A 20716-nucleotide genomic window follows, 5' to 3' on the forward strand; every position below is an offset into this window, starting at 1 on the left:
ATTGGAGGAATTATACATGAAAAACAAACGATTAATTTTAGCAGTCAGCGCAGTGGTACTAGTCTTGGTGGGGGCGTTCTTTTTACAGGATAAAAAGACAGAAACCGCAAAGGTTGAGAAAAAAGTGGTTGGTGTACTACAATTTGTCAGCCATCCAGCACTAGATGAAATTTATAAAGGCGTCCAAAAAGGATTAGAGGATGAGGGATATACCAAAGACCGCATCGAGATTGTTTTCCAAAATGGGCAAGCTGATCAAAGTAAACTAACCACCATGAGTCAACAACTAGTCCAAAAGAAATCAGACGTTTTAATCGGAATTGCCACGCCAGCGGCTCAATCATTAGCTACTACTACTTCAGATGTCCCAATTGTCTTAGGCGCTGTGACAGATCCTGTCGGTGCTGGACTGGTAGCTGACAATGATGCACCAGGAGCAAACATTACCGGAGTTTCCGACAAGTCACCGGTCGCGGCTCAAATGGACTTAGCCAAAGAATTATTACCTTCAGCTAAGACTATCGGCATTTTATATTCATCAACTGAGGATAATTCAAAATATCAAGTAGCAGAAGTCGAAGAAGCCGCGAAAAAATTAGGTTTTGAAACAAAGAAAATGGCCGTTCCATCTAGTAATGAAATTGCCCAAACCGTTCAAGTTATGAGCGGGGACGTTGATTTCATCTATATTCCAACTGACAACACAATCGCCAATGCGATGCAAACAGTGGTCAATGAAGCCAATAAATCGAATACACCAATTATTCCATCTGTTGATACGATGGTGAGCCAAGGCGGTTTAGCAACTGTTGGGATTAATCAATTTGATTTAGGGGTCCAAACCGGTAAGATGGCCGCTGACATTCTAGCAGGAAAATCAGATCCCGCAACCACACCTGTCTACACATTTACAGAAGGCGACACAATTATCAACACGACTCAGGCAGAAAAATTAGGCATTGAAATTCCAGCAACCTTAAAAGAATCTGCTAAGCTTGTGACCACTGAAGAATAGTCAAAAAGTAAAGAATACGAGCTAAAGAAACAAGCCATTCACAAAGAGATTAAAAAAGAGGCGATGAAGCAAAATAAAATTTTTGCTTCATCACCCAAAATTTTTTTCACTAACTATCACTAATTCACCTCATTATTTAGTATAGTTATATAAATAGAAGATAGTAGAAAAGAACTTGGAGGAATACGTATGATCGTCTCAGCAATTGGTCAAGGAATGTTATGGGCAATCCTTGGATTAGGTATCTATATGACTTATCGAATATTAAATTTCCCGGATATGACAACGGAAGGATCGTTTCCATTAGGTGGAGCAGTCTGTGTAACTGCAATTTCAAATGGCATTCATCCATTGTTAGCCACTCTTTTAGGAATTCTTGCGGGGATGGCTGCCGGTATGGTCACAGGCTTGCTCTTCACAAAAGGCAAGATTCCAGTTATTTTAGCGGGAATTCTGGTAATGTCAGGTCTGAATTCTGTAATCTTGTTCGTGATGCAAACACCGAACCTTTCTTTATTAAATAAACCAAAAATTCAAGATGTTTTTACAAAATTACCGTTACCAGATTACTTTGATATTGTGATTGTTGGCGTGATTGCCTTAGCGATAATCATCGCCTTACTCTTATTTTTCTTCCACACGGATCTTGGTCAATCGTATATTGCTACCGGAGATAATGAAACAATGGCGCGCTCTCTTGGCGTACCTACGGATCGAATGAAGATTCTGGGCTTAACTCTTTCTAATGGTGTGATTGCCTTATCGGGAGCTTTAATCGCACAAAACGATGGCTATGCTGATGTCAGCAAAGGAACTGGGGTCATCGTGATTGGTTTGGCTTCAATTATTATTGGGGAAGTACTGTTTGGCGAATTAACCTTCTCTGAACGCCTCATTGCAATTGTAATAGGAAGTATTATTTATCAATTATTAATTTTACTTGTGATCAAAGCTGGTTTTGACACAACTTATCTAAAAATCTTCTCGGCAGGAATTCTGGCGATTTGCTTAATGATTCCTCAACTAAAACGCGCGTTGAACTTAACGCTAGGCACAGAAAAGGAGTAATTGCTTATGGCTATCATTGAAATTAAACAAGTCAGAAAAGAGATTGATAATGGATCGCAAGAGAAAAAAGTTTTATTAGACTCGATCGATTTAACCATCAATGCGGGTGAATTTGTGACCGTATTAGGAGGCAACGGGGCAGGAAAGAGTACCTTATTTAATTCGATTGCTGGCACTACCGCCGTCACTAGCGGCACGATTACGATGGGAGATCGGGTAGTGAATAATTATACGGAAGAAAAGCGTGCAGAATTTCTTTCACGGGTTTTTCAAGATCCTAAGATGGGCACTGCTCCTCGTATGACGGTTGCAGAAAATTTATTGCTTGCTCAAAAAAGAGGCGAGAAACGTTTCCTCAAAAACAGACAATTAAAGCAACAACGTGACTTCTTTTATGGGCTATGTAAAGAGGTAGGAAATGGATTAGAACAGCATTTAGATACACCAACTGGGCATTTATCCGGAGGTCAGAGACAAGCATTAAGTTTACTGATGGCAACCATTAAACGGCCGGAATTATTACTTTTAGATGAACATACGGCAGCTCTTGATCCCAAAACCTCTAAACAATTGATGGCTTTAACCGATCGTCGGATTAAAGAAGAAAATCTGACCTGCTTGATGATTACTCATCGCATGGAGGACGCGTTACATTATGGCAATCGTCTCATTGTTCTGCAAAATGGACGAATCATTCAAGACCTTTCTGCCAAAGAAAAAGAGCAATTAACCCTTTCAGATTTACTTCTGTTTTTTGAAGAACAAGAAGAAGTCGTTGTCGGATAAGGCTTTATCTCATAAATGACTGAGTAAATCTTCTATTACAATTAAAGAGAGTTTTTTGAAAAGAATCAATTTAGTGGATAAAAGAAAATGAAAAAATAATTAAAAAAAGTATTGACACTCTTATATATTCAGCCTATACTTAGTTAAATCTTAAAAACAGTTTGGAGCGATTGCAATGTCACTATTACAAAACCCACAACTGAATAATTATTACTTTAGCTATTTTAGATAAGTTTGTATTCATGAATTCATGGATGCAAACCTAAACGTTTGTATCTATGATGGCTAGGGGATTTTAAGATGTAAGTTGTCTTTTCTGCCACATAGATGAAAATCTATTGTGGCTTTTTATTTTCTACACTTGTAAAAGATGTCCACTGTAGATTTTCTGAAAATTTACAGTGGACATCTTTTTTTAATTGATTGGAGGAGAAAAAATGGAAAATGGAATTACTGGACACACTCGACTTGTAGGGCTTTTCGCAACACCAATTCGCCACAGCGTTTCCCCTATGATTCACAACACTGCGTTTCAAGAATTGGGAATTGATGCGGTCTACCTAGCATTTGATTTAGGCGTTGACCGTCTACCTCAAGCAATCGAATCAATTAAAAATTTAGAAATGTTGGGAGCTAATTTATCCATGCCGAACAAAATGGCCGCCGTGCCGTTGATGGATGAACTCAGTACCGCAGCGAAATTGGTAGGTGCAATCAATACGATTGTTAATAAAGACGGCAAGTTAATTGGTCACATAACCGATGGTACAGGCTTCATGCGTAGCTTACAGGATATCGAAATCGATATCATCAATAAAAAAATCACAATTATTGGAGCTGGTGGGGCTGCCACAGCGATTATCGTTCAAGCAGCTTTGGATGGTGTTAAAGAGATTGCGGTCTATAATCGAAAAGATGAATTTTATGAAAAAGTCCAAGAAAAATTGGCTTATGTTGAAGAGAATACCGATTGTAAGATTTCTCTACACGATTTGGCCGATCAAGAATCCTTAGCCAAAGATGTTGCAGAGAGTGCCTTACTAGTCAATGCAACAGGCGTGGGCATGCAGCCAAATATAGAGGCTAGTCCCATCGAAGATTTCTCAATTATTCGTGAAGATTTAGCTGTCTATGATGTCATTTATAACCCGCGCGAAACCAAATTAATAAAAGAAGCTAAAGCACGCGGAGCTAAAACATCAAACGGACTAGGCATGTTACTTTATCAAGGGGCAGCCGCATTTGAATTATGGACCGGCCAAGAAATGCCAGTGAGTAAAATCAAGCCAATTATTGAAAATAGTTAGGCATAAAAAAATAAAATTAAAACTAAAAACTGAAAAGAGGAAAATAAAATGATCGTTATTATGAAATCGAGTGCCACAAGAGAGCAATTGGATAGAGTCGTTAACCGAGTGAAAAAAGAAGGACTAGATGTCCAAATTAATCAAGGAAAAGACCACGTGGTCATTGGACTTTTAGGCGATACCCACACCATTCAGGATGTGGCATTTAATAGTTACGATGGAGTTGAGGATACTGTGAAAATTTCAAATACCTACAAATTAACTTCAAGAGAATTCCACCCACAAGATACAGTTGTTGATGTAAATGGCGTGAAAATCGGTGGCGATGAAAACTTTGTCACAATGGCTGGTCCGTGTTCGATTGAAGGACTTGACCAAATTCGCGAATGTGCTCGGATTGCCAAAGCAGGTGGAGCACAAGTTTTACGTGGCGGTGCTTTTAAACCTAGAACGTCACCTTACGCTTTCCAAGGGTTAGAAGAAGAAGGCTTGAAATACATTCGTCAAGCAGCTGACGAGTTTGATATGCAAGTCATCACTGAAGTTATGGATGAAGCGAATCTTGAACTAGTTGCTAAATACAGTGATATTCTTCAAATTGGTGCCAGAAATATGCAAAACTTCAAATTATTACAAGCGGTTGGAAAAACTGGGAAACCAATTGGTCTAAAACGTGGGATTTCAGGAACCATCGACGAGTGGTTGAATGCCGCTGAATACATCGCCGTTCAAAATAACAACAAAGTGATTTTCATTGAACGCGGAATCAGAACATACGAAACAGCGACACGTAACACCTTTGACTTAAGCGCTGTGCCATTAATCAAAAAATTAAGTCATTTCCCAATCATCGTTGACCCAAGTCACGGTACAGGAATTTGGGATTTAGTCGCACCGATGGCTCGTGCCGGAGTTGCTGCTGGCGCGGATGGCATGATTGTTGAAATTCATCCAGATCCAGCTAATGCTTGGTCAGACGGCCCGCAATCACTGACTGAAAAGACTTACCTTAACATGATGCAAGAAGTCAACATTATCGAAAAAGCGATGAACGAAATTAAAGCTTTAGAAAAGTAGGTGACTGAGATGAAATTGACTGTTCATCTACCCGAACATAATTATGATATTCTTATAGAGAAAGGTGCCTTAAACCATTTAGGTGCCTGGGTTGCCTCTTTGTGGCAGCAACAAAAGATTTGTATTATTACTGATGAAACTGTCAATCAGTTATATGGTGATTTGGTTTTACAGCAGCTACAAGCAGCCGGTTTTGACGCCGTGCTGTTTGCTGTCACACCAGGTGAGAAGAGTAAATCATTACCTGTCGCTAGCCAATTATTTGATTTCTTAGCAGAAAAAGAATTTACTCGAACAGATGGTATTCTCGCGCTAGGTGGTGGGGTTGTCGGCGATTTAGCCGGTTTTGTGGCCGCAACTTACATGCGGGGGCTGCATTATCTACAAGTCCCAACAACGTTACTGGCGCAAGTCGACAGTAGTATCGGTGGCAAAACAGCTGTCAACACGGAGAAAGCTAAAAATTTAGTCGGCGCTTTTTGGCAACCTGAAGGCGTCTTGATTGATTCGCTGACACTTCAAACGTTGGAACCTCGCCGTATCAGAGAAGGTATCGCTGAAATCATCAAGTCAGCGGCAATCGCTGATAAGGTGCTTTGGACACAATTAGATAAGCTAGAAAATGAACAAGAATTAGTCGAGCGTGCCGAAGAAATTATCACAGCTTGTTTGAAAATTAAACGAGCTGTTGTCGAAGAAGATGTCTTAGACAATGGCAATCGATTGCTTTTAAACTTTGGGCATACGATTGGTCATGCAATTGAAGCAACTGCCGGCTATGGCGTTGTGACTCATGGCGAAGGGGTAGCGATTGGTATGAGTCAAATTACTAGAATCGCCGAAGAAAAAGGTTTGACAGCAGTCGGCACCACAGAGTTACTTAATCAAATGATTACTAAATTTGGATTACCAATTTGGCATAAGCCTTGGCAAAAAGAGACCTTGTATCACGCAATTACGCATGATAAGAAAACACGTGGTTCAGCGATTAAACTAATTTTATTAGAAAAGATTGGGCAAGCCAAAATTGAGACAGTAGCTACAGAAACAGTCAAAGAATTTTTAACTATTGAGGAGTGAAGTAAGATGAGATTTCTAACTGCCGGAGAATCACATGGACCAGAATTAACGACAATTATTGAGGGACTTCCTGCTGGCATGCCCTTAACAGCAGAGGATATTAACATAGAATTAGCTCGCCGACAAACAGGCTATGGTCGCGGCGGCAGAATGTTGATTGAAAAGGATCAAGTCAAGATTACCTCAGGAATTCGTCATGGTAAAACGTTAGGATCGCCAGTAACCTTAGTTGTCGAGAATAAGGATTGGAAAAACTGGACAAAAATCATGGCGATTGAAGAAGTTCCTGAAAAAAATAAAAAATTGCGTCGTGTCAGTAAGCCACGCCCAGGACATGCTGATTTAGTGGGTGGCATGAAATATCATCACGATGATTTAAGAAACGTCTTGGAACGTTCTTCCGCTAGAGAAACGACGATGCGCGTAGCAATTGGTGCGATTGCCAAAAAATTACTGAAAGAGTTAAACATTGAAGTCGCAGGTCATGTGGTGACACTCGGTGGAATCACTGCGAAAATTCCGGAAGGTCTAACCGTCAGCGAGATTCGTGAACGTTCAGAAGCTTCAGAAGTCCGGGTCTTAGATCCAGCGGTTGAAGAAGAGATGAAGGCGTTAATCGATCAAACGAAGAAAAATGGCGATACCATCGGTGGTGTCGTTGAAGTGATTATTGGTGGAATTCCAGCTGGCCTAGGGAGTTATGTCCAATGGGATAAAAAGCTAGATGCCAAAATTGCCCAAGCCGTGACCAGTATCAATGCCTTTAAAGGCGTTCAATTTGGTTTAGGTTTTGAAATGGCCAATCGCCCAGGCTCACAAGTCATGGACGAAATCATTTGGGATGAAACGAGCGGATATACCCGTCGCAGCAATAATCTTGGCGGCTTTGAAGGCGGCATGACTAATGGCGAACCGATTATCGTTCAAGGAGTTATGAAACCTATTCCAACTCTTTATAAACCGTTGCAAAGTGTCAATATTGATACAAAAAAACCCTATAAAGCCAGTGTTGAACGTTCAGATAGTACGGCGGTTCCAGCAGCGAGTGTCGTCTGTGAAAGTGTCGTTGCGACTGAAATTGCTAAAGAGCTATTGGAGAAATTCTCAAGTGATTCCTTTGAAGAGTTGCAACAAACGATTGAAGACTACCGCAGCTACTTGAAGAATTATTAGGAGGCTACTTCCTACTATGAAAAAGAAAATTTTAGTCGTTGGTTTAGGCCTCATTGGTAGTTCACTAGCGCTAACCTTAAAAAAAAATGCTGAAGCTGTCCATATTATTGGCTTAGATCAAGCGACAGAATCGGAAGACATCGCCAAAGAGCAACAGATTATTGATGAAATTGCCGCTTCTTTTCGTGAGGCTGCTGAGCAAGCAGATGTGATTTTATTAGCGATTCCTGTCCGAGCGTGCATTCAAAAAATTCAAGAATTAAAGACCTTCAACTTAAAGCCTGACGTAATCGTCACCGATGCTTGTAGTACGAAGTCAGAGATTATGCAAGCCGCAGCTGGCGCTTCCTTCACCTTTGTCGGTGGACATCCGATGGCCGGTTCCCATAAATCAGGAGTGCTGGCGGCAGATGTCGATTTATTTGAAAATGCCTACTACATCTTTACAGCAGCAGAAAAGGATCAAGCAGCTGTGGATACGCTTCAGTCTCTGCTGGCAGGCTCGCGGGCAAAATATGTTTCTTTAGAAGCAAATGAACATGATGAAATTACAGGAATGCTCAGTCATCTGCCACATATTATTGCGGCTGGCTTAGTCAATCAAAGTGACCGTTTTAATCAAGTTTTTCCACGATCACGTCAATTAGCCGCTGGTGGCTTTCGTGACATCACTCGAATTGCCTCATCTGATCCGACCATGTGGACGGATATTCTACTGAGCAATCGAGCGGCTTTGTTACATAAAATCGACGAGTGGGAAGCGACCATTGATGAGGTGCGGACGTGGATTTGCGAACGCGATGAAGCGAGTATCTATCAATTCTTCGAGTCAGCGAAAGAAACCCGCGATCAATTACCTGTCCATGAACAAGGCGCAATCCCAGCCTTCTATGATTTACTCGTTGATGTGCCCGATGTGCCTGGTGTGATTGCCGAAGTCACAGGTTTATTAGGACAAGCAGAGATTTCTATTATCAATCTGCGTATTCAAGAAACACGGGAAGATATCGTCGGTATTTTACAAATCACCTTTAAAACGGAGACAGATTTAGCTAAAGGAAAAGAATGTTTAGAAAAAAAGACAACCTATACTTGTCGAATAAAATAGGAAGTGACTGAATGAAACTCGTAACTAATAAGCAAAATTTACAAGGAACGCTAGTGATTCCTGCAGATAAATCTATTTCTCATCGGAGTATTATGTTTGGTGCGATGGCCCATGGGACAACTACGATTCATAATTTTCTTCGCGGAGAAGATTGTTTATCGACACTAAATGCTTTTAAAACTTTGGGTGTACCAATCGAAGATGATGGCACCGTCATTCGTGTGTATGGTCAAGGTTTGGCTGCTTTAAAACCTGTCGATTCGCCAATTGATGTTGGTAATTCGGGGACAACCATCCGTTTAATGATGGGGATTTTAGCTGGGACAGACTTTACGACCGTTTTAACTGGCGATGCTTCCTTAAACAAACGTCCGATGGCACGGGTTATGGATCCAATCAATCAAATGAATGGCGCTATTTCTGGGTTTGAAGACACACAATTTCCACCAGTGACCATTAAAGGACAGGCAAATCTAGCTCCCATGACTTACGAGATGCCAGTTGCTAGTGCGCAAGTCAAATCAGCCATCTTATTTGCAGCACTGCAAGCCAAAGGTGAGACTGTTGTCATTGAAAAAGAGCCTTCAAGAAATCATACGGAAGAAATGATTCGTCAATTTGGTGGCTCAATTAAGGTCGAAGGTAAGAATATTCATGTAAAAGGCCCGCAAACCTTGAAAAGCCAAACAGTGATTGTGCCTGGAGATATTTCTTCAGCAGCCTTTTTCCTAGTTGCTGCTTTACTCTGTAAAGATAGCAAGATTCAATTGACAAACGTTGGGATTAACCCGACACGAACAGGTATTCTTGAAGTGATTGAAGCGATGGGTGGCACGCTTGAACTGAGCCAAGTCGACGAAATCAATCAGTCCGCAACGATTACGGCGCGTAGCTCTGAACTTCACGGAACAACAATCGGTGGTGCCATTATTCCTCGTTTAATCGACGAATTACCAATTATCGCACTACTAGCAACACAAGCGAATGGACAGACAATTATTCGCGATGCCCAAGAATTGAAAGTCAAAGAAACCAACCGAATCGATGCAGTAGCCAAAGAATTAACCAAGATGGGCGCTTCAATTAAAGCGACAGACGACGGTTTAATCATCAATGGTCCAACGCCATTATATGGAGCCAACGTCACGAGTTATGGTGATCACAGAATTGGAATGATGCTACAAATTGCTGCTTTATTAGTAGCAGATGGCGAGGTCGAGTTAGAACAAGCCGAAGCGGTTTCCGTTTCTTATCCTGACTTTTTCACCGATTTAACGAAATTATTACCTGGAGGTGCTATATGAACGGAATCGTATTAATAGGCTTTATGGGTGCAGGAAAGACCACAATTGGTCAGATTCTCTCACAAAAAACAGGTCTGGAGCAGATTGATTTTGATGATTTGATTGTCCAAGAGATTGGTATGACCATCCAAGAGTACTTTGATCAATACGGCGAAGAAGCCTTTCGCAAAAGAGAAACGGAAATTCTAGCCAAATCATTAGATTTAGAACATATTATTTCAACTGGTGGCGGGATCGTTTTAAAAGAAGAGAACCGCCGTTTACTCAATCAAATGCCAACCGTTGTCTATTTAAAAACGGATGCCGATGAATTAGTCAAGCGTCTGAAAGCAGACAAAGAAACGGTGCGACCATTAGTCGTTTCAAAAGGTCCAGATGAGATTAAGCAAGTTTACCTGCCACGGATTCCTTTCTATGAAGAAAGTGCCAATATTATTGTCGAGACCACAGGTAAAACACCCGATGAGATTGTTGAAACTATTTTAGCTGAAGTAGGTGAGTAAATGAAAGTTGGTTATCTAGGACCTGAAAGCTCCTTTACTTATCAAGCTGCCAAAAAAGGCTTTCCTAACGAACAGCTTGTGCCATTTCCAAGCATTCCTGCTTGTATTAAAGCAGTTGAATACAAAGATGTCGAACTTGCGGTGGTTCCTATTGAAAATACCTTGGAAGGTTCCGTTAACACAACGGTTGATTATCTCTATCACCAATCGTTCATTCCAGTAGGAGCCGAACTGATTTTGCCAATTCATCAACAATTGATGGTTGCCAAGCAAAATCAAGCAGACTGGCAGCAGATTACGAAGATTATGTCTCATCCACAAGCTTTGGCTCAGTCAGCTAACTTTATTCAAGCACATTTTCCAGATGTTCAGATTGAATCAACGCCTTCGACTGCTTATGCTGCGCAATATGTTGCTGAGCATCCGAAAGAGTTGATTGGTGCGATTGCCCCTAAAAGTGCTGCCCAAATGTATCAGACAGTCATTGTTTCCGAAAATATTCAAGACGTTGCCATCAACCATACTCGTTTTTGGGTGATTGGTCAGCCCGAGATTGTTTTATCCTTGCCAATGAAGAAAGAAAAAATGACTGTAGCTATCACGATGCCGTTAAATACACCTGGTTCACTCCTTCAAGCACTTTCAGCCTTTGGTTGGCGCCAAATTGACTTGAGTAAAATTGAATCTCGCCCACTAAAAACGAGTCTTGGAGAATATTTCTTTTTACTAGATGTCGAGATGAATAAACCACGCTCGCTTGTAGAGAATGCGATAGAAGAAATTCAACTACTAGGTGGCGAAGTCAAAGTTTTTGGTCAATATGGCATTTATCCTGTGGTAACAACCACTTAGTGTGTGGAAGTCCCTTAGGTTATTTCATGCAAACCACTGATGTAATCAATTTAAACCTTATCTGATTTTACTTTTAAATTAATCAGAAGGTTTTTTTTCTGTTAAAATTTGTTAAAAAGACTAGGAACTTTTATTTCTTAGGGTATGCTAGAGTAGAAGAGAAATGGAGGCTAGCTATCATGAGTCGAATGGATCGCTATAAAGACAAACATAAAGAAATGGAAAAAGCTACTGAGAAAAAAGGTTTTTCCCCTAGAAAACAACGCCCGCAAGAGCGCTTTGATGCCCATGACGAATTTGATGAGTTTAATGAGTATGATGAACAACCTGAAGAGTTGAGGAACGACTATCAATCATCGCAAAGATATCAGCAACAACAGACCTACCAAACCCATCAACAAGATCGACAACAGCAAAGGTATCAAACAAATAAAACCACTAATAATAATCATTCTGGTTTTGGTTCGCAGAAAAAAGGCAAACAGCCGAAGATTAAGAAACCGCGAAAAAAACGGAGAGGACTCAAACTCTTAGGAAGTTTACTCCTATTGCTCATCCTGTATTGTGGTGGCATGTTTGCTTACGGTAAGTATAGTGCAGAACATGATACGTCATTACCAAAGGAAGAGTTGGAAACGTTCAATGGTGTCACAGGGGCTGATAAGGCAAATAATATTTTACTTATTGGTAGTGATAGTCGCGGGGAAGAGACTGGGCGGGCGGATACCATCATGGTAATTCAACTGGATGGTGCGGCAAAGAAACCGAAAATGATTTCATTTATGCGGGATACCTTTGTGACAATTCCAGGAGTTGGTGAAAATAAAATTAATGCAGCCTATGCCTTTGGTGGCGCAGATTTAGTCAGACAAACACTGGCTGAGAATTTTGGAATTGACTGTAAATATTATGTCAAAGTTGATTTTCAATCCTTTGAGAAGGTCATCGATTCGCTCTTTCCAAATGGTGTCCAAATTGATGCTGAGAAGGATATGAGCAGTCACTTAGAAGTGCCAATCAAAAAAGGACCACAAAAAATGGATGGACTGACCTTATTGCAATACGCACGGTTCCGAATGGATGAAGAGGGCGATTTTGGTCGTGTTCGTCGCCAACAACAAACCATGTCAGCCATTTTTTCACAAATGAAAAATCCTTTAACGCTGATTAACTTGCCGTTAGCTGCTGGGAAAGCAATTGGCTATACCTCAACCAATATTCCGACTAGCTTTTTATTGAAAAACACTTTCTCTGTTGCAAAAGGGGCTGGTGGGGTCGATAGTTTGAGCGTACCGATTAAAGATTCATGGAGCTATGGGAATTCCGATTATGCCGGGAGTGTCTTAGTAATTGATAAAGAGCAAAATAAGCAAGCAATTCAAGCATTTTTTGCCAATTGATTTTCTGAAAATTTGTTTTCAATGCTTTTCAATTTATGCTATTATTAATATTGAATAGTGAAATTTCTTTGAAACGAGGAACTTAAATGAAATTAGCAGTAGTTACAGATAGTACGGCCTACCTGCCTGAACGAATAAAATCAAAAGAAAACCTCTTCGTTATACCAATACCTGTGATCTTGGATGGTAAAATTTATAATGAAGGCATTGATATTGAAGCAGATGAATATTACGATTTATTGAAAAATAGTAAAGAGTTTCCAACCACTTCTCAACCAGCGTTAGGAGAGGTCTTGGAACTATACAAGTCGATTGCAGACAAAGGCTATGACACAATTATCAGTATCCATCTATCTTCTGGTATCTCAGGATTTGTTGGCATGTTACATGGTATCAAAGATGATATCGATGGCGTGACGATTATTCCTTATGATTCTAAAATTACCAGTTTGCCGATGGGACATATGGTGGAAGCTGCCTTAGATCGATCAGAAACAGATGATACTATAGAAGAGATTCTGGCTAAGATAGATATTATTCGCGACAATACCTATGCCTATCTGATTGTTGACGACTTGAACAACTTAGTTCGTGGCGGACGTCTGACCAATGGAGCGGCTTTAATTGGTGGCTTATTGAAGATTAAACCGATTTTGACTTTTGAAGAAGGTAAAATCGTGCTATCTGAGAAAATTCGTTCCACTAAAAAAGCTTTTACCCGTGCTGAAAAAATTATTGGTTTACGCAATAGTGAAATTGAGCATCCAGTCAAATTATATGTAATTCATGCAAATAATCTGGAAGTAGCGATTGAAGAAAAAGAAAAACTTCAAAAACAATACCCAGAGGCAGAAATCGAAATCGGCCATTTTGGCCCGGTTATCGGGACACATTTGGGCGAAAAAGCGATTGGCCTAGCAATATCAGCGCAATAATTTATTATATTTAGAAAGACTTATCTTAAATAATCGAAAGTTACCTTTTGATTGTTTACGGATAAGTCTTTTTTTGGAATCACAAATACTGACGTATTTTTTTGATTTTTTTCTGTCTTTCATATATAATCTAGTAAATTACTGATTTACTAATTTAGTAACTTAGTAAATTACTAAAAAGGAGCTAGATAGATAATGAAAATTCCAACGAACTTAAAACATAAACCTGTACTAGTTGTCGAAGATTACGATAAAATTGATGGCACAAATGCCTTGAATTCAGATGCAAAAGGACTTTCTTTAGGCTTAGCCCAATGGAACGACCGAGGGAAAGTAGATATTTCTGCAAAAGTGTGGCGTCATACTGGTGAAAAATGGTCGCGTCAATCAGAGGAATTACCGATTACCAGAATTCTTGATTTAGCTATCTTAGTGGCTCGTGGCAATCTTTACTTTCAAGATGCCTACCGTCACGAAAAATTTTATGACCCAGAAAATCCTGAAATTGATATTATCGGCCTACAAGGCGGTCGGATGACGGTTGAAGTGGATACTGATAATCCAATGATTGACGAAGATATTTTACTTTACTACGATACATTACAAAAAGAGGGCGAGCTGATCGGTGAACGGATGCGTGTGCTAAAACGTTTATTAGATGAAGCTGGCTATTAAAAAGGAGTTTTTATGATGACCGCTTATTCCGTAACGGAGGGCCGAATCTTTTCAAGACTGGAGCAGCAAATGATTTGGCAAAAGCCTGCCAGTCATCAAACTAGTCAAGAAGAGTTACGGATTGCCCAGGAGATTAGAACAAACTGGGACGATCCAGAGATGAAGCTGTTTAATATTTTATTAGAAGGCGATGCAGGCTCTGGAAAGACCCAGCTAGCAAAAGCCTTATCAGCTGATCTACAGCTACCTTATACTAAAGTCACCTGTTTCGCTGATATGGATAAATCCGATATATTCGGTGCCCTATTACCAATTGTCGCAACCGATGACGACTTGGACAGTGATCTATTAGAAGCAATCCATCAGACTGATTCATTTGATGCTGTCTTACAATTAATTCAACAACATTATAGTATTCCAAAAGAAACGGCTAAAGAGCGCCTGACACAGCTGATTCAGCGAGTGGAAGAACGCGAGCAAGAAGTCGTGCACTATAAGTTTTATCCTTCTGAAATCGTTCGAGCGATGGAAAAAGGCTATCTATTAGAGATCCAAGAACCGACTGTCATCCGCGATGCGTCCGTCTTGGTGGCCTTAAATTCAGCCTTAGAAAGTCACGGCATGCTGAATATTCCTACCGGGATTGTCCAAAGACATAGTGATTGTGTCGTAGTGATTACGACAAATCGCAATTATCAGGGCAATCGTCCACTCAATGAATCCTTGAGAGACCGGATGCAACATGCAGAAAAAATGGATTTACCTGCGTTATCCGTTATGACTGAACGAGCCCAAGCCAAGACTGGTGTCAATGAACCAGAATTGCTGTTAAAGATGGCTGAAATTATTCGTCTGTTGGATCAAACAGCCAAAGCTAATGCTATAAAAGGCGTCGCAGGCATGCGTTCTTATTTTTACTGGGTCAATACTTTACGTCAAGAGCAAAATCCTTTAGAAACCATTTATCCAAAAGTATTCTATAAGCTAACGACTGATCCAGATGAACTGGCCATTCTTGAACAAGCTTTAGAAGAAAGTGGCTATCTAACTGAGCTTTTGATGCTACTTCAGAAAAATCCTTTGCAGGAATTTAAAGGGGAGAAACCAAAAATTTCTGGTCGAAAAATCTCAGCAGCAGAAGCTGATTTACGAAACATTGACCAAACAGAGGAAGAAGAGGCTAGCCTTGTTAATTCAAACGATGAACTGACTAGTGACGCCACGGAAGAAGGCTCTGATGATACTAACGATTCAGAAGAAGAGAATAGCAAAGAGGGGCTAGAGGTCAACGAAAAAAAGAAAAGCCAAGACCTAACAGCGACTGGTGACGAAAAAGAAGCGGAAGAGCTAGAGGAAGAAACGGGGATGTCGCCTTCAGAGATGGAAGCTTTCGACAAAGAAAAGAAACGGCAGCTGAATAAAGAAGCGCGACAAGTTCTCAAAGAAACGATGCATGCAAAAGAAGGCTTAATTGTGCATCGCCCCTCATTTACCAAAGCAGATCAACTGACAGCCAGAGAAGCCAAACAGAAGATTTTGCCAATCGTTGATCGATTGAGTAGAAAAGTTCTCGACTTACTGGATAAAGAAGTCAGTTCCACCTATCAGACAGGCAAAGTTGAAGGCCATCGCTTTAATGCTAGCCGGATTGCTTACGGAGATTTTAAAAACTTTGACAAGAAGAATCCGCCTCATGAAGAGCCATCCTTAGCCTTAGCTATTCGTGTCGATGAATCGGGTTCTATGATTCGTGATGGTCGAATGACTAGCGCCCAATTAGCAACCTTAGCGATTGCTGAATTTGCCAAACGTCTAGCGATCCCTTTAGTCATCTATGGGGATACAGCAGATGTCTCAGCTCGAGAAAAGACTTCATTATTCTCGTACAAAGAGTTTGATGATTCATTTGACTATGTGGATGCCAAAATCATGGCGATGAAGCCACGACAAAACAACCGCGATGGCGTAGTCCTAAAAATATTAGCGGACAAATTAGAGAAGCAAACAGCAACAACCAAGCTTTTACTAACCATTAGTGACGGGCAACCTAAAGCATTGCCTGATTACACAGGTGCCAAAGCCAAAGAGGATATCCAAGCAGTCTTAAAAGAATACGAACGACAAGGAATTCTCTTTTTATCCGCGGCGATTGGGCAAGACAAAGAAGTAATCAAAGAAATCTATGGGGAGAATCGTTATCTAGACAGTGGCGATTTAGAAACCTTCCCTGAGCGAATGATTCAATTAATCGCACGCTATCTCTAAATCTAAAAAGCAACTCTTCACTCACAAAAAGAGCAGAAGAGTTGTTTTTGTTTACATAACCTATTTATTGTTAATTAAAAAATTATGCTGTATTCTGTTACCGTTAACAAGAACTATTAAATGATTATTTCATTTATACTGGGGGAGAAGTTTTTAGCTAATGGAGGGGACACTTATGGAACAAACAAATGCCTGGTGGAAAGAAGCAGTTGGCTATCAAATATACCCACGCAGTTTCTATGATAGCAATAATGACGGGATTGGTGATCTAAATGGCATTCGTGAAAAGCTGCCGTATCTAGTCGATTTAGGCATCGATTTTATTTGGATTAATCCGATTTATGCTTCACCGAACGTCGACAACGGCTATGATATCAGTGATTACGAAGCCATCTTGGACGAATTTGGGACGATGGAAGAGTTTGATTTACTCTTAGAAGAAGCCCATGCGCACGGCATTAAAATAATTATGGATTTAGTCATCAATCATTCGTCTGATCAACATGAATGGTTTATTGAATCAAAGAAAAGTTTGGACAATCCGTATCGTGACTATTATATTTGGGCTGATGGAACACCCGATAATCAGCCGCCATCAAAGTGGGAATCAATATTTGGTGGCTCAATTTGGGCATATGATGAAGAGACTCAACAATATTATATGCATGTCTTCGCTAAGGAACAGCCTGATTTAAATTGGGAAAATGAAGCTTTGAAAAACGAAGTCTTTGCGATGATTAAACGCTGGCTAGATAAAGGCATTGATGGGTTCCGCTTGGATGCTATCTCGCACATCAAAAAAGCGCCTTATCAGACAAAACCAGCCAATCATCCCTTTGATCCTTTCATGAATGTGCCTGGCATTGAAACACACTTAGAAGACTTACGTGACCTATTTAACCAATACGATATTATGACTGTCGGCGAAGCTAGCGGTGTCTCAGCTACTCAAGCGCCTAAATGGGTCGGGGAGGATGGTTATTTTAACATGATCTTCGAATTTGATCACATTTCTCTGTGGAATAAAGAAGAAACCGGTAATTTAGATGTGGTTCAATTAAAACATGCTTTAGCCACTTGGCAATTAGCTTTAGATGGGCAAGGTTGGAATGCTTTGTACATGGAAAATCATGATGTACCACGCTCTGTTTCGGCATTTGGCAACGACACAGACTATTGGCAAGAATCAGCCAAAGCCATCGCCTTAATGTATTTCTTCTTGCAAGGAACCCCGTTCATTTATCAAGGCCAAGAGATTGGCATGACCAACTATCCCTATACCAGCATCGATGAAATTGATGCGGTCGACTCACGCGCCTTTTATTTCCGGCTACTAGAAGAAGGTCGTACGAACGAAGAAGCCTTACGAATTGTCGGAAAAACAACGCGTGACAACAGCCGAACACCGATGCAGTGGACAGCTGACAAGCATGCCGGTTTCTCAAAACAAAAACCGTGGCTTTTAACCAATCCAAATGCTGTTGAAATCAATGTTGACCGCCAGAAGGATGAAGCTGAATCAATTCTGAATTTCTACAAAAAATTAATTGCTGTTCGAAAAAATTCAGATACCTTAATTTACGGCTCATTTACACATTATCTAGCAAAACATCCCCAAGTCTTTGTCTACGAACGAAGTTTAGCGGACGAACACTATTTGGTGGTTGTTAATCTAACAGAAACGCCAGCTGTGGTTGAGTTTCCAGAAGAAATCTCCACTTATCACTGGACGCCAATCCTGGGTAATCAAACGCCAGGCACTTCAATCGAGAAAATAATTACTTTAAACCCTTATGAAGCGCAACTATTCGCGAGAGGTGTAGCTCGTTAAGTACTAGAGACTAGACAAAAAAGATATCACTGATTTTTGAAATCAGCCGATATCTTTTTTGCTTTTTTAGAGCTAGCTCTTTATTTTTTCAACACAGAGATGCGTTCTCTGACATGATGACCTGAAACAGCTTCATCGATCATCGCAATCGCATAATCCTTGTAGCTAATAACACTTTCCCCTTGATCGTTGACTGAAAATTCCTCGCCGCGCAATAAATACTCTCCAGTACGTTCACCATCAGCTTGAAAGTCAGCAGCAGGACTCAAATACGTCCAATTAACCGTTTCTTTTGTACGTAAAACAGCTAAAGCTTCAGACATATTTGAAGCTAGTGGATAGAACGGAGCCGGAAAATCTTTGCCCTCCATCAATTGTGTCGTATGTGTGGCATCGGTGTATAAGCTTCCAGCGCCACCAACCACCAATAAGCGATTCGTTTTACCATTCAATATATCGGTCAAATGGACAATAGACGTGGTATGTTGAGGCAAAGTTTCAGGTGTAAATGCACCAAAAGCATCAATTAAAACATCAAATTCTTTGACATCCTCATAGGTTAAATCAAATAAATCTTTCTTCAACATTTTTGTCGCAGCCGTTTTGTTTTCGCCACGAACAATTGCCGTCACATCTAGATTTCTTGATAGAGCTTCATTCACAATCGCTTGTCCAGCTTTTCCATTTGCAGCAATAATTCCTAATTTCATCAGTTATTCATCCTTTTCTATCATAAATTTGATTGGTATGCTAACTCCATAATAGGCGCTATTTTTACTTATGTAAAGTAAGTAGCTTTATCAAGTCCGGAAGGCTAAATAAAAATACCTGCTGCCGGTTAGAGAACTATGATAAACCGGAGAAGTTCTATTATCTACGTTGCTATCATTCGTGCCAATTTACATTTTAGTTCATGCTGAATATCTGTCTATTTGTCTCAATTCTTACAATAAACAAACACAAAGTTTACATAACCAAATTATTATAAACAATATTTTTGATGATGCGGATGGATATTAAGCAGCAGTACCCCTCAATAAACTCCTAATTATATCCGTCTAAATATGATACAATATATATACTAAAATTCATTTACTTTCTTAATTTAACGAATTGGTCAGAGTAGTTATGTCAAAAAATAATTAAAAGCGTTTTATTACGCAAGTATACATTACATACTTAGAAATTTTTGTGAAAGGAGATCCTATATGAGCAAAAAAGCGAGTTTTCTATATACTTTTCTTGTAGTCTTCATACTATTGCGACTGACGGATTATACCAGTAACTGGCTGCTTCGCATTATTATAGCGATTGTAGTTGCCGGAGTTGCTGAGGTTTTAAAAAACATTTACTATAAACAAAAATCAAATCGACAAAATTAATGTTTATTTGAAGAAAGTCAGTCTAAATTGATTGGCTTTTTTTGATTAATCAAAAATAATTTTAATCCCTGTAATTAGTTAGTTTTTCCATAATCACACCAATGATTATAGTAAAAAAAAACAAAAAAGAGTAGTTGACTTCTCATTTCAGGAAATATAAAATAGTGTAAAGAGAAGTTAACTTCTCTTTTAAAGGAGCAAATTATGATAATTTTAAATGAAGTCCAGCAATTTCGAAAAGAAAGAAAACTAACTCAAGAAGCACTAGCTAAGAAGGTAGGTGTGTCTCGCAAAACAATAAATTCCTTGGAAAAAGGAAACTACACACCTTCACTTTTATTAGCATTTCAGATTGCTAGAGTGTTAGACGTCGAAATTACGGAAATTTTTAAATTAGAAGAAGAAAAATAAATTATTATGGAGTGTGTATTATGAAAAAAGTGGTTTTTGAGCAATTAGGGAATATTGTACTAACAGTCATTCTACTTATAGCAAGTTGCCAAACAGTGGCTATATCAAAAGTTAGTTCAAGTTATGAAAGCTTCAGTTCTGAAATGAATTTTAATTACACTTGGTTCCTCTTTATTGTCGGTATAATTTTATTCTCATTAGGAAGATCATTTTATGCTAAGAAGGTTGGAATTGAAGATGGGTATAATAAGAAAGCTGGAGAGTTTAGTGCACATGATGAGAGGGAAATACTTGTTGGGGCAGAAGCTGCTAAAGTAACTTATCGAGTGTTGGTCTATTTTTTAGCGATTGCCTTTGTAGGCTCCATGTTTGCTAGCATGTTTATCACTTCATCAACTACTTTACGCATCGTACCCTTGATAGCTATCGGTAGTTGTTTGATAATTACATTTTTAACTTATTTAGTTGCTTGGATTATTCTCGACAATAAAATTTAGTCTTAAAATTATCACGGTCAGAATATCACTTCACTGAATGTCCCTGT

19 protein-coding genes are annotated in these 20716 nt (G+C 39.7%); 18 read left to right on the forward strand and 1 reads right to left on the reverse strand.

Annotation, left to right across the window (positions count from 1 at the left end; all coding sequences use genetic code 11):
* The first annotated feature begins 16 nt into the window (after positions 1 to 16).
* The 16 genes from trpX (at position 17) to BAU15_RS12240 (ending at position 18379) form a co-directional block, all read left to right on the forward strand.
* Positions 17 to 1015 carry a tryptophan ABC transporter substrate-binding protein gene (trpX, locus tag BAU15_RS12165; RefSeq protein WP_161843019.1) on the forward strand — a complete coding sequence of 333 codons (999 nt, stop codon included), beginning with the start codon at positions 17 to 19 and terminating at the stop codon, positions 1013 to 1015.
* 189 nt (positions 1016 to 1204) lie between these two features.
* Positions 1205 to 2083 carry an ABC transporter permease gene (locus tag BAU15_RS12170; protein ID WP_161843020.1) on the forward strand — a complete coding sequence of 293 codons (879 nt, stop codon included), beginning with the start codon at positions 1205 to 1207 and terminating at the stop codon, positions 2081 to 2083.
* Between the two features lie 6 nt (positions 2084 to 2089).
* Complete coding sequence (locus tag BAU15_RS12175) at positions 2090 to 2869, forward strand: ABC transporter ATP-binding protein (RefSeq protein WP_161843021.1); 780 nt, start codon at positions 2090 to 2092, stop codon at positions 2867 to 2869.
* 437 nt (positions 2870 to 3306) lie between these two features.
* On the forward strand, positions 3307 to 4176 hold the full coding sequence (gene aroE, locus BAU15_RS12180; RefSeq protein ID WP_161843022.1) for a shikimate dehydrogenase: 870 nt from the start codon (positions 3307 to 3309) through the stop codon (positions 4174 to 4176).
* 48 nt (positions 4177 to 4224) lie between these two features.
* Positions 4225 to 5253, forward strand: a complete 1029-nt coding sequence (gene aroF, locus BAU15_RS12185) for a 3-deoxy-7-phosphoheptulonate synthase (protein WP_161843023.1) — start codon at positions 4225 to 4227, stop codon at positions 5251 to 5253.
* Positions 5254 to 5262: 9 nt separating this feature from the next.
* A complete protein-coding gene (aroB, locus tag BAU15_RS12190) occupies positions 5263 to 6333 on the forward strand; it encodes a 3-dehydroquinate synthase (protein WP_161843044.1) in 1071 nt (356 codons plus the stop codon).
* Between the two features lie 6 nt (positions 6334 to 6339).
* Positions 6340 to 7506 (forward strand): chorismate synthase, encoded by a 1167-nt coding sequence (aroC, locus tag BAU15_RS12195; RefSeq protein WP_161843024.1) that lies wholly within the window; start codon positions 6340 to 6342, stop codon positions 7504 to 7506.
* 16 nt (positions 7507 to 7522) lie between these two features.
* Positions 7523 to 8614 carry a prephenate dehydrogenase gene (locus BAU15_RS12200; protein ID WP_161843025.1) on the forward strand — a complete coding sequence of 364 codons (1092 nt, stop codon included), beginning with the start codon at positions 7523 to 7525 and terminating at the stop codon, positions 8612 to 8614.
* A gap of 11 nt (positions 8615 to 8625) precedes the next feature.
* Positions 8626 to 9918 (forward strand): 3-phosphoshikimate 1-carboxyvinyltransferase, encoded by a 1293-nt coding sequence (aroA, locus tag BAU15_RS12205; protein ID WP_161843026.1) that lies wholly within the window; start codon positions 8626 to 8628, stop codon positions 9916 to 9918.
* A complete protein-coding gene (locus BAU15_RS12210) occupies positions 9915 to 10421 on the forward strand; it encodes a shikimate kinase (RefSeq protein WP_161843027.1) in 507 nt (168 codons plus the stop codon). The genes aroA and BAU15_RS12210 overlap by 4 nt, the downstream gene beginning before the upstream one ends.
* Entirely contained in the window at positions 10422 to 11273 is an 852-nt protein-coding gene (pheA, locus tag BAU15_RS12215) for a prephenate dehydratase (protein ID WP_161843028.1), read from the forward strand. It begins immediately after the preceding gene.
* Positions 11274 to 11452: 179 nt separating this feature from the next.
* Positions 11453 to 12673: an LCP family protein gene (locus BAU15_RS12220; protein WP_161843029.1), complete on the forward strand. Its 1221-nt coding sequence runs from the start codon at positions 11453 to 11455 to the stop codon at positions 12671 to 12673.
* Between the two features lie 86 nt (positions 12674 to 12759).
* Positions 12760 to 13608, forward strand: coding sequence for a DegV family protein (locus BAU15_RS12225; RefSeq protein WP_161843030.1), 849 nt, complete (start codon positions 12760 to 12762; stop codon positions 13606 to 13608).
* Positions 13609 to 13803: 195 nt separating this feature from the next.
* Entirely contained in the window at positions 13804 to 14283 is a 480-nt protein-coding gene (locus tag BAU15_RS12230; RefSeq protein WP_161843031.1) for a DUF6530 family protein, read from the forward strand.
* A gap of 15 nt (positions 14284 to 14298) precedes the next feature.
* Positions 14299 to 16548: an AAA family ATPase gene (locus tag BAU15_RS12235; protein WP_161843032.1), complete on the forward strand. Its 2250-nt coding sequence runs from the start codon at positions 14299 to 14301 to the stop codon at positions 16546 to 16548.
* A gap of 175 nt (positions 16549 to 16723) precedes the next feature.
* Positions 16724 to 18379 carry a glycoside hydrolase family 13 protein gene (locus BAU15_RS12240; protein ID WP_161843033.1) on the forward strand — a complete coding sequence of 552 codons (1656 nt, stop codon included), beginning with the start codon at positions 16724 to 16726 and terminating at the stop codon, positions 18377 to 18379.
* An 80-nt stretch (positions 18380 to 18459) separates the two neighbouring features.
* Here the strand turns inward: BAU15_RS12240 and BAU15_RS12245 are convergent, their stop codons facing one another.
* On the reverse strand, positions 18460 to 19089 hold the full coding sequence (locus tag BAU15_RS12245; protein ID WP_161843034.1) for an SDR family oxidoreductase: 630 nt from the start codon (positions 19087 to 19089) through the stop codon (positions 18460 to 18462).
* 876 nt (positions 19090 to 19965) lie between these two features.
* Here BAU15_RS12245 and BAU15_RS12250 point away from each other — a divergent pair.
* On the forward strand, positions 19966 to 20172 hold the full coding sequence (locus BAU15_RS12250; protein WP_161843035.1) for a helix-turn-helix transcriptional regulator: 207 nt from the start codon (positions 19966 to 19968) through the stop codon (positions 20170 to 20172).
* Positions 20173 to 20192: 20 nt separating this feature from the next.
* Positions 20193 to 20669: a hypothetical protein gene (locus BAU15_RS12255; protein WP_161843036.1), complete on the forward strand. Its 477-nt coding sequence runs from the start codon at positions 20193 to 20195 to the stop codon at positions 20667 to 20669.
* Positions 20670 to 20716 lie beyond the last annotated feature (47 nt).

It is taken from the genome of Candidatus Enterococcus huntleyi, from assembly GCF_009933175.1.
GTDB lineage: Bacteria > Bacillota > Bacilli > Lactobacillales > Enterococcaceae > Enterococcus_K > Enterococcus_K huntleyi.

Bases quoted from the DNA above. Each gene is read 5' to 3' on its own strand.
- trpX (WP_161843019.1), top strand. From the start codon at position 17: ATGAAAAACAAACGATTAATTTTAGCAGTCAGCGCAGTGGTACTAGTC.
- BAU15_RS12170 (WP_161843020.1), top strand. From the start codon at position 1,205: ATGATCGTCTCAGCAATTGGTCAAGGAATGTTATGGGCAATCCTTGGA.
- BAU15_RS12175 (WP_161843021.1), top strand. From the start codon at position 2,090: ATGGCTATCATTGAAATTAAACAAGTCAGAAAAGAGATTGATAATGGA.
- aroE (WP_161843022.1), top strand. From the start codon at position 3,307: ATGGAAAATGGAATTACTGGACACACTCGACTTGTAGGGCTTTTCGCA.
- aroF (WP_161843023.1), top strand. From the start codon at position 4,225: ATGATCGTTATTATGAAATCGAGTGCCACAAGAGAGCAATTGGATAGA.
- aroB (WP_161843044.1), top strand. From the start codon at position 5,263: ATGAAATTGACTGTTCATCTACCCGAACATAATTATGATATTCTTATA.
- aroC (WP_161843024.1), top strand. From the start codon at position 6,340: ATGAGATTTCTAACTGCCGGAGAATCACATGGACCAGAATTAACGACA.
- BAU15_RS12200 (WP_161843025.1), top strand. From the start codon at position 7,523: ATGAAAAAGAAAATTTTAGTCGTTGGTTTAGGCCTCATTGGTAGTTCA.
- aroA (WP_161843026.1), top strand. From the start codon at position 8,626: ATGAAACTCGTAACTAATAAGCAAAATTTACAAGGAACGCTAGTGATT.
- BAU15_RS12210 (WP_161843027.1), top strand. From the start codon at position 9,915: ATGAACGGAATCGTATTAATAGGCTTTATGGGTGCAGGAAAGACCACA.
- pheA (WP_161843028.1), top strand. From the start codon at position 10,422: ATGAAAGTTGGTTATCTAGGACCTGAAAGCTCCTTTACTTATCAAGCT.
- BAU15_RS12220 (WP_161843029.1), top strand. From the start codon at position 11,453: ATGAGTCGAATGGATCGCTATAAAGACAAACATAAAGAAATGGAAAAA.
- BAU15_RS12225 (WP_161843030.1), top strand. From the start codon at position 12,760: ATGAAATTAGCAGTAGTTACAGATAGTACGGCCTACCTGCCTGAACGA.
- BAU15_RS12230 (WP_161843031.1), top strand. From the start codon at position 13,804: ATGAAAATTCCAACGAACTTAAAACATAAACCTGTACTAGTTGTCGAA.
- BAU15_RS12235 (WP_161843032.1), top strand. From the start codon at position 14,299: ATGACCGCTTATTCCGTAACGGAGGGCCGAATCTTTTCAAGACTGGAG.
- BAU15_RS12240 (WP_161843033.1), top strand. From the start codon at position 16,724: ATGGAACAAACAAATGCCTGGTGGAAAGAAGCAGTTGGCTATCAAATA.
- BAU15_RS12245 (WP_161843034.1), bottom strand. From the start codon at position 19,089: ATGAAATTAGGAATTATTGCTGCAAATGGAAAAGCTGGACAAGCGATT.
- BAU15_RS12250 (WP_161843035.1), top strand. From the start codon at position 19,966: ATGATAATTTTAAATGAAGTCCAGCAATTTCGAAAAGAAAGAAAACTA.
- BAU15_RS12255 (WP_161843036.1), top strand. From the start codon at position 20,193: ATGAAAAAAGTGGTTTTTGAGCAATTAGGGAATATTGTACTAACAGTC.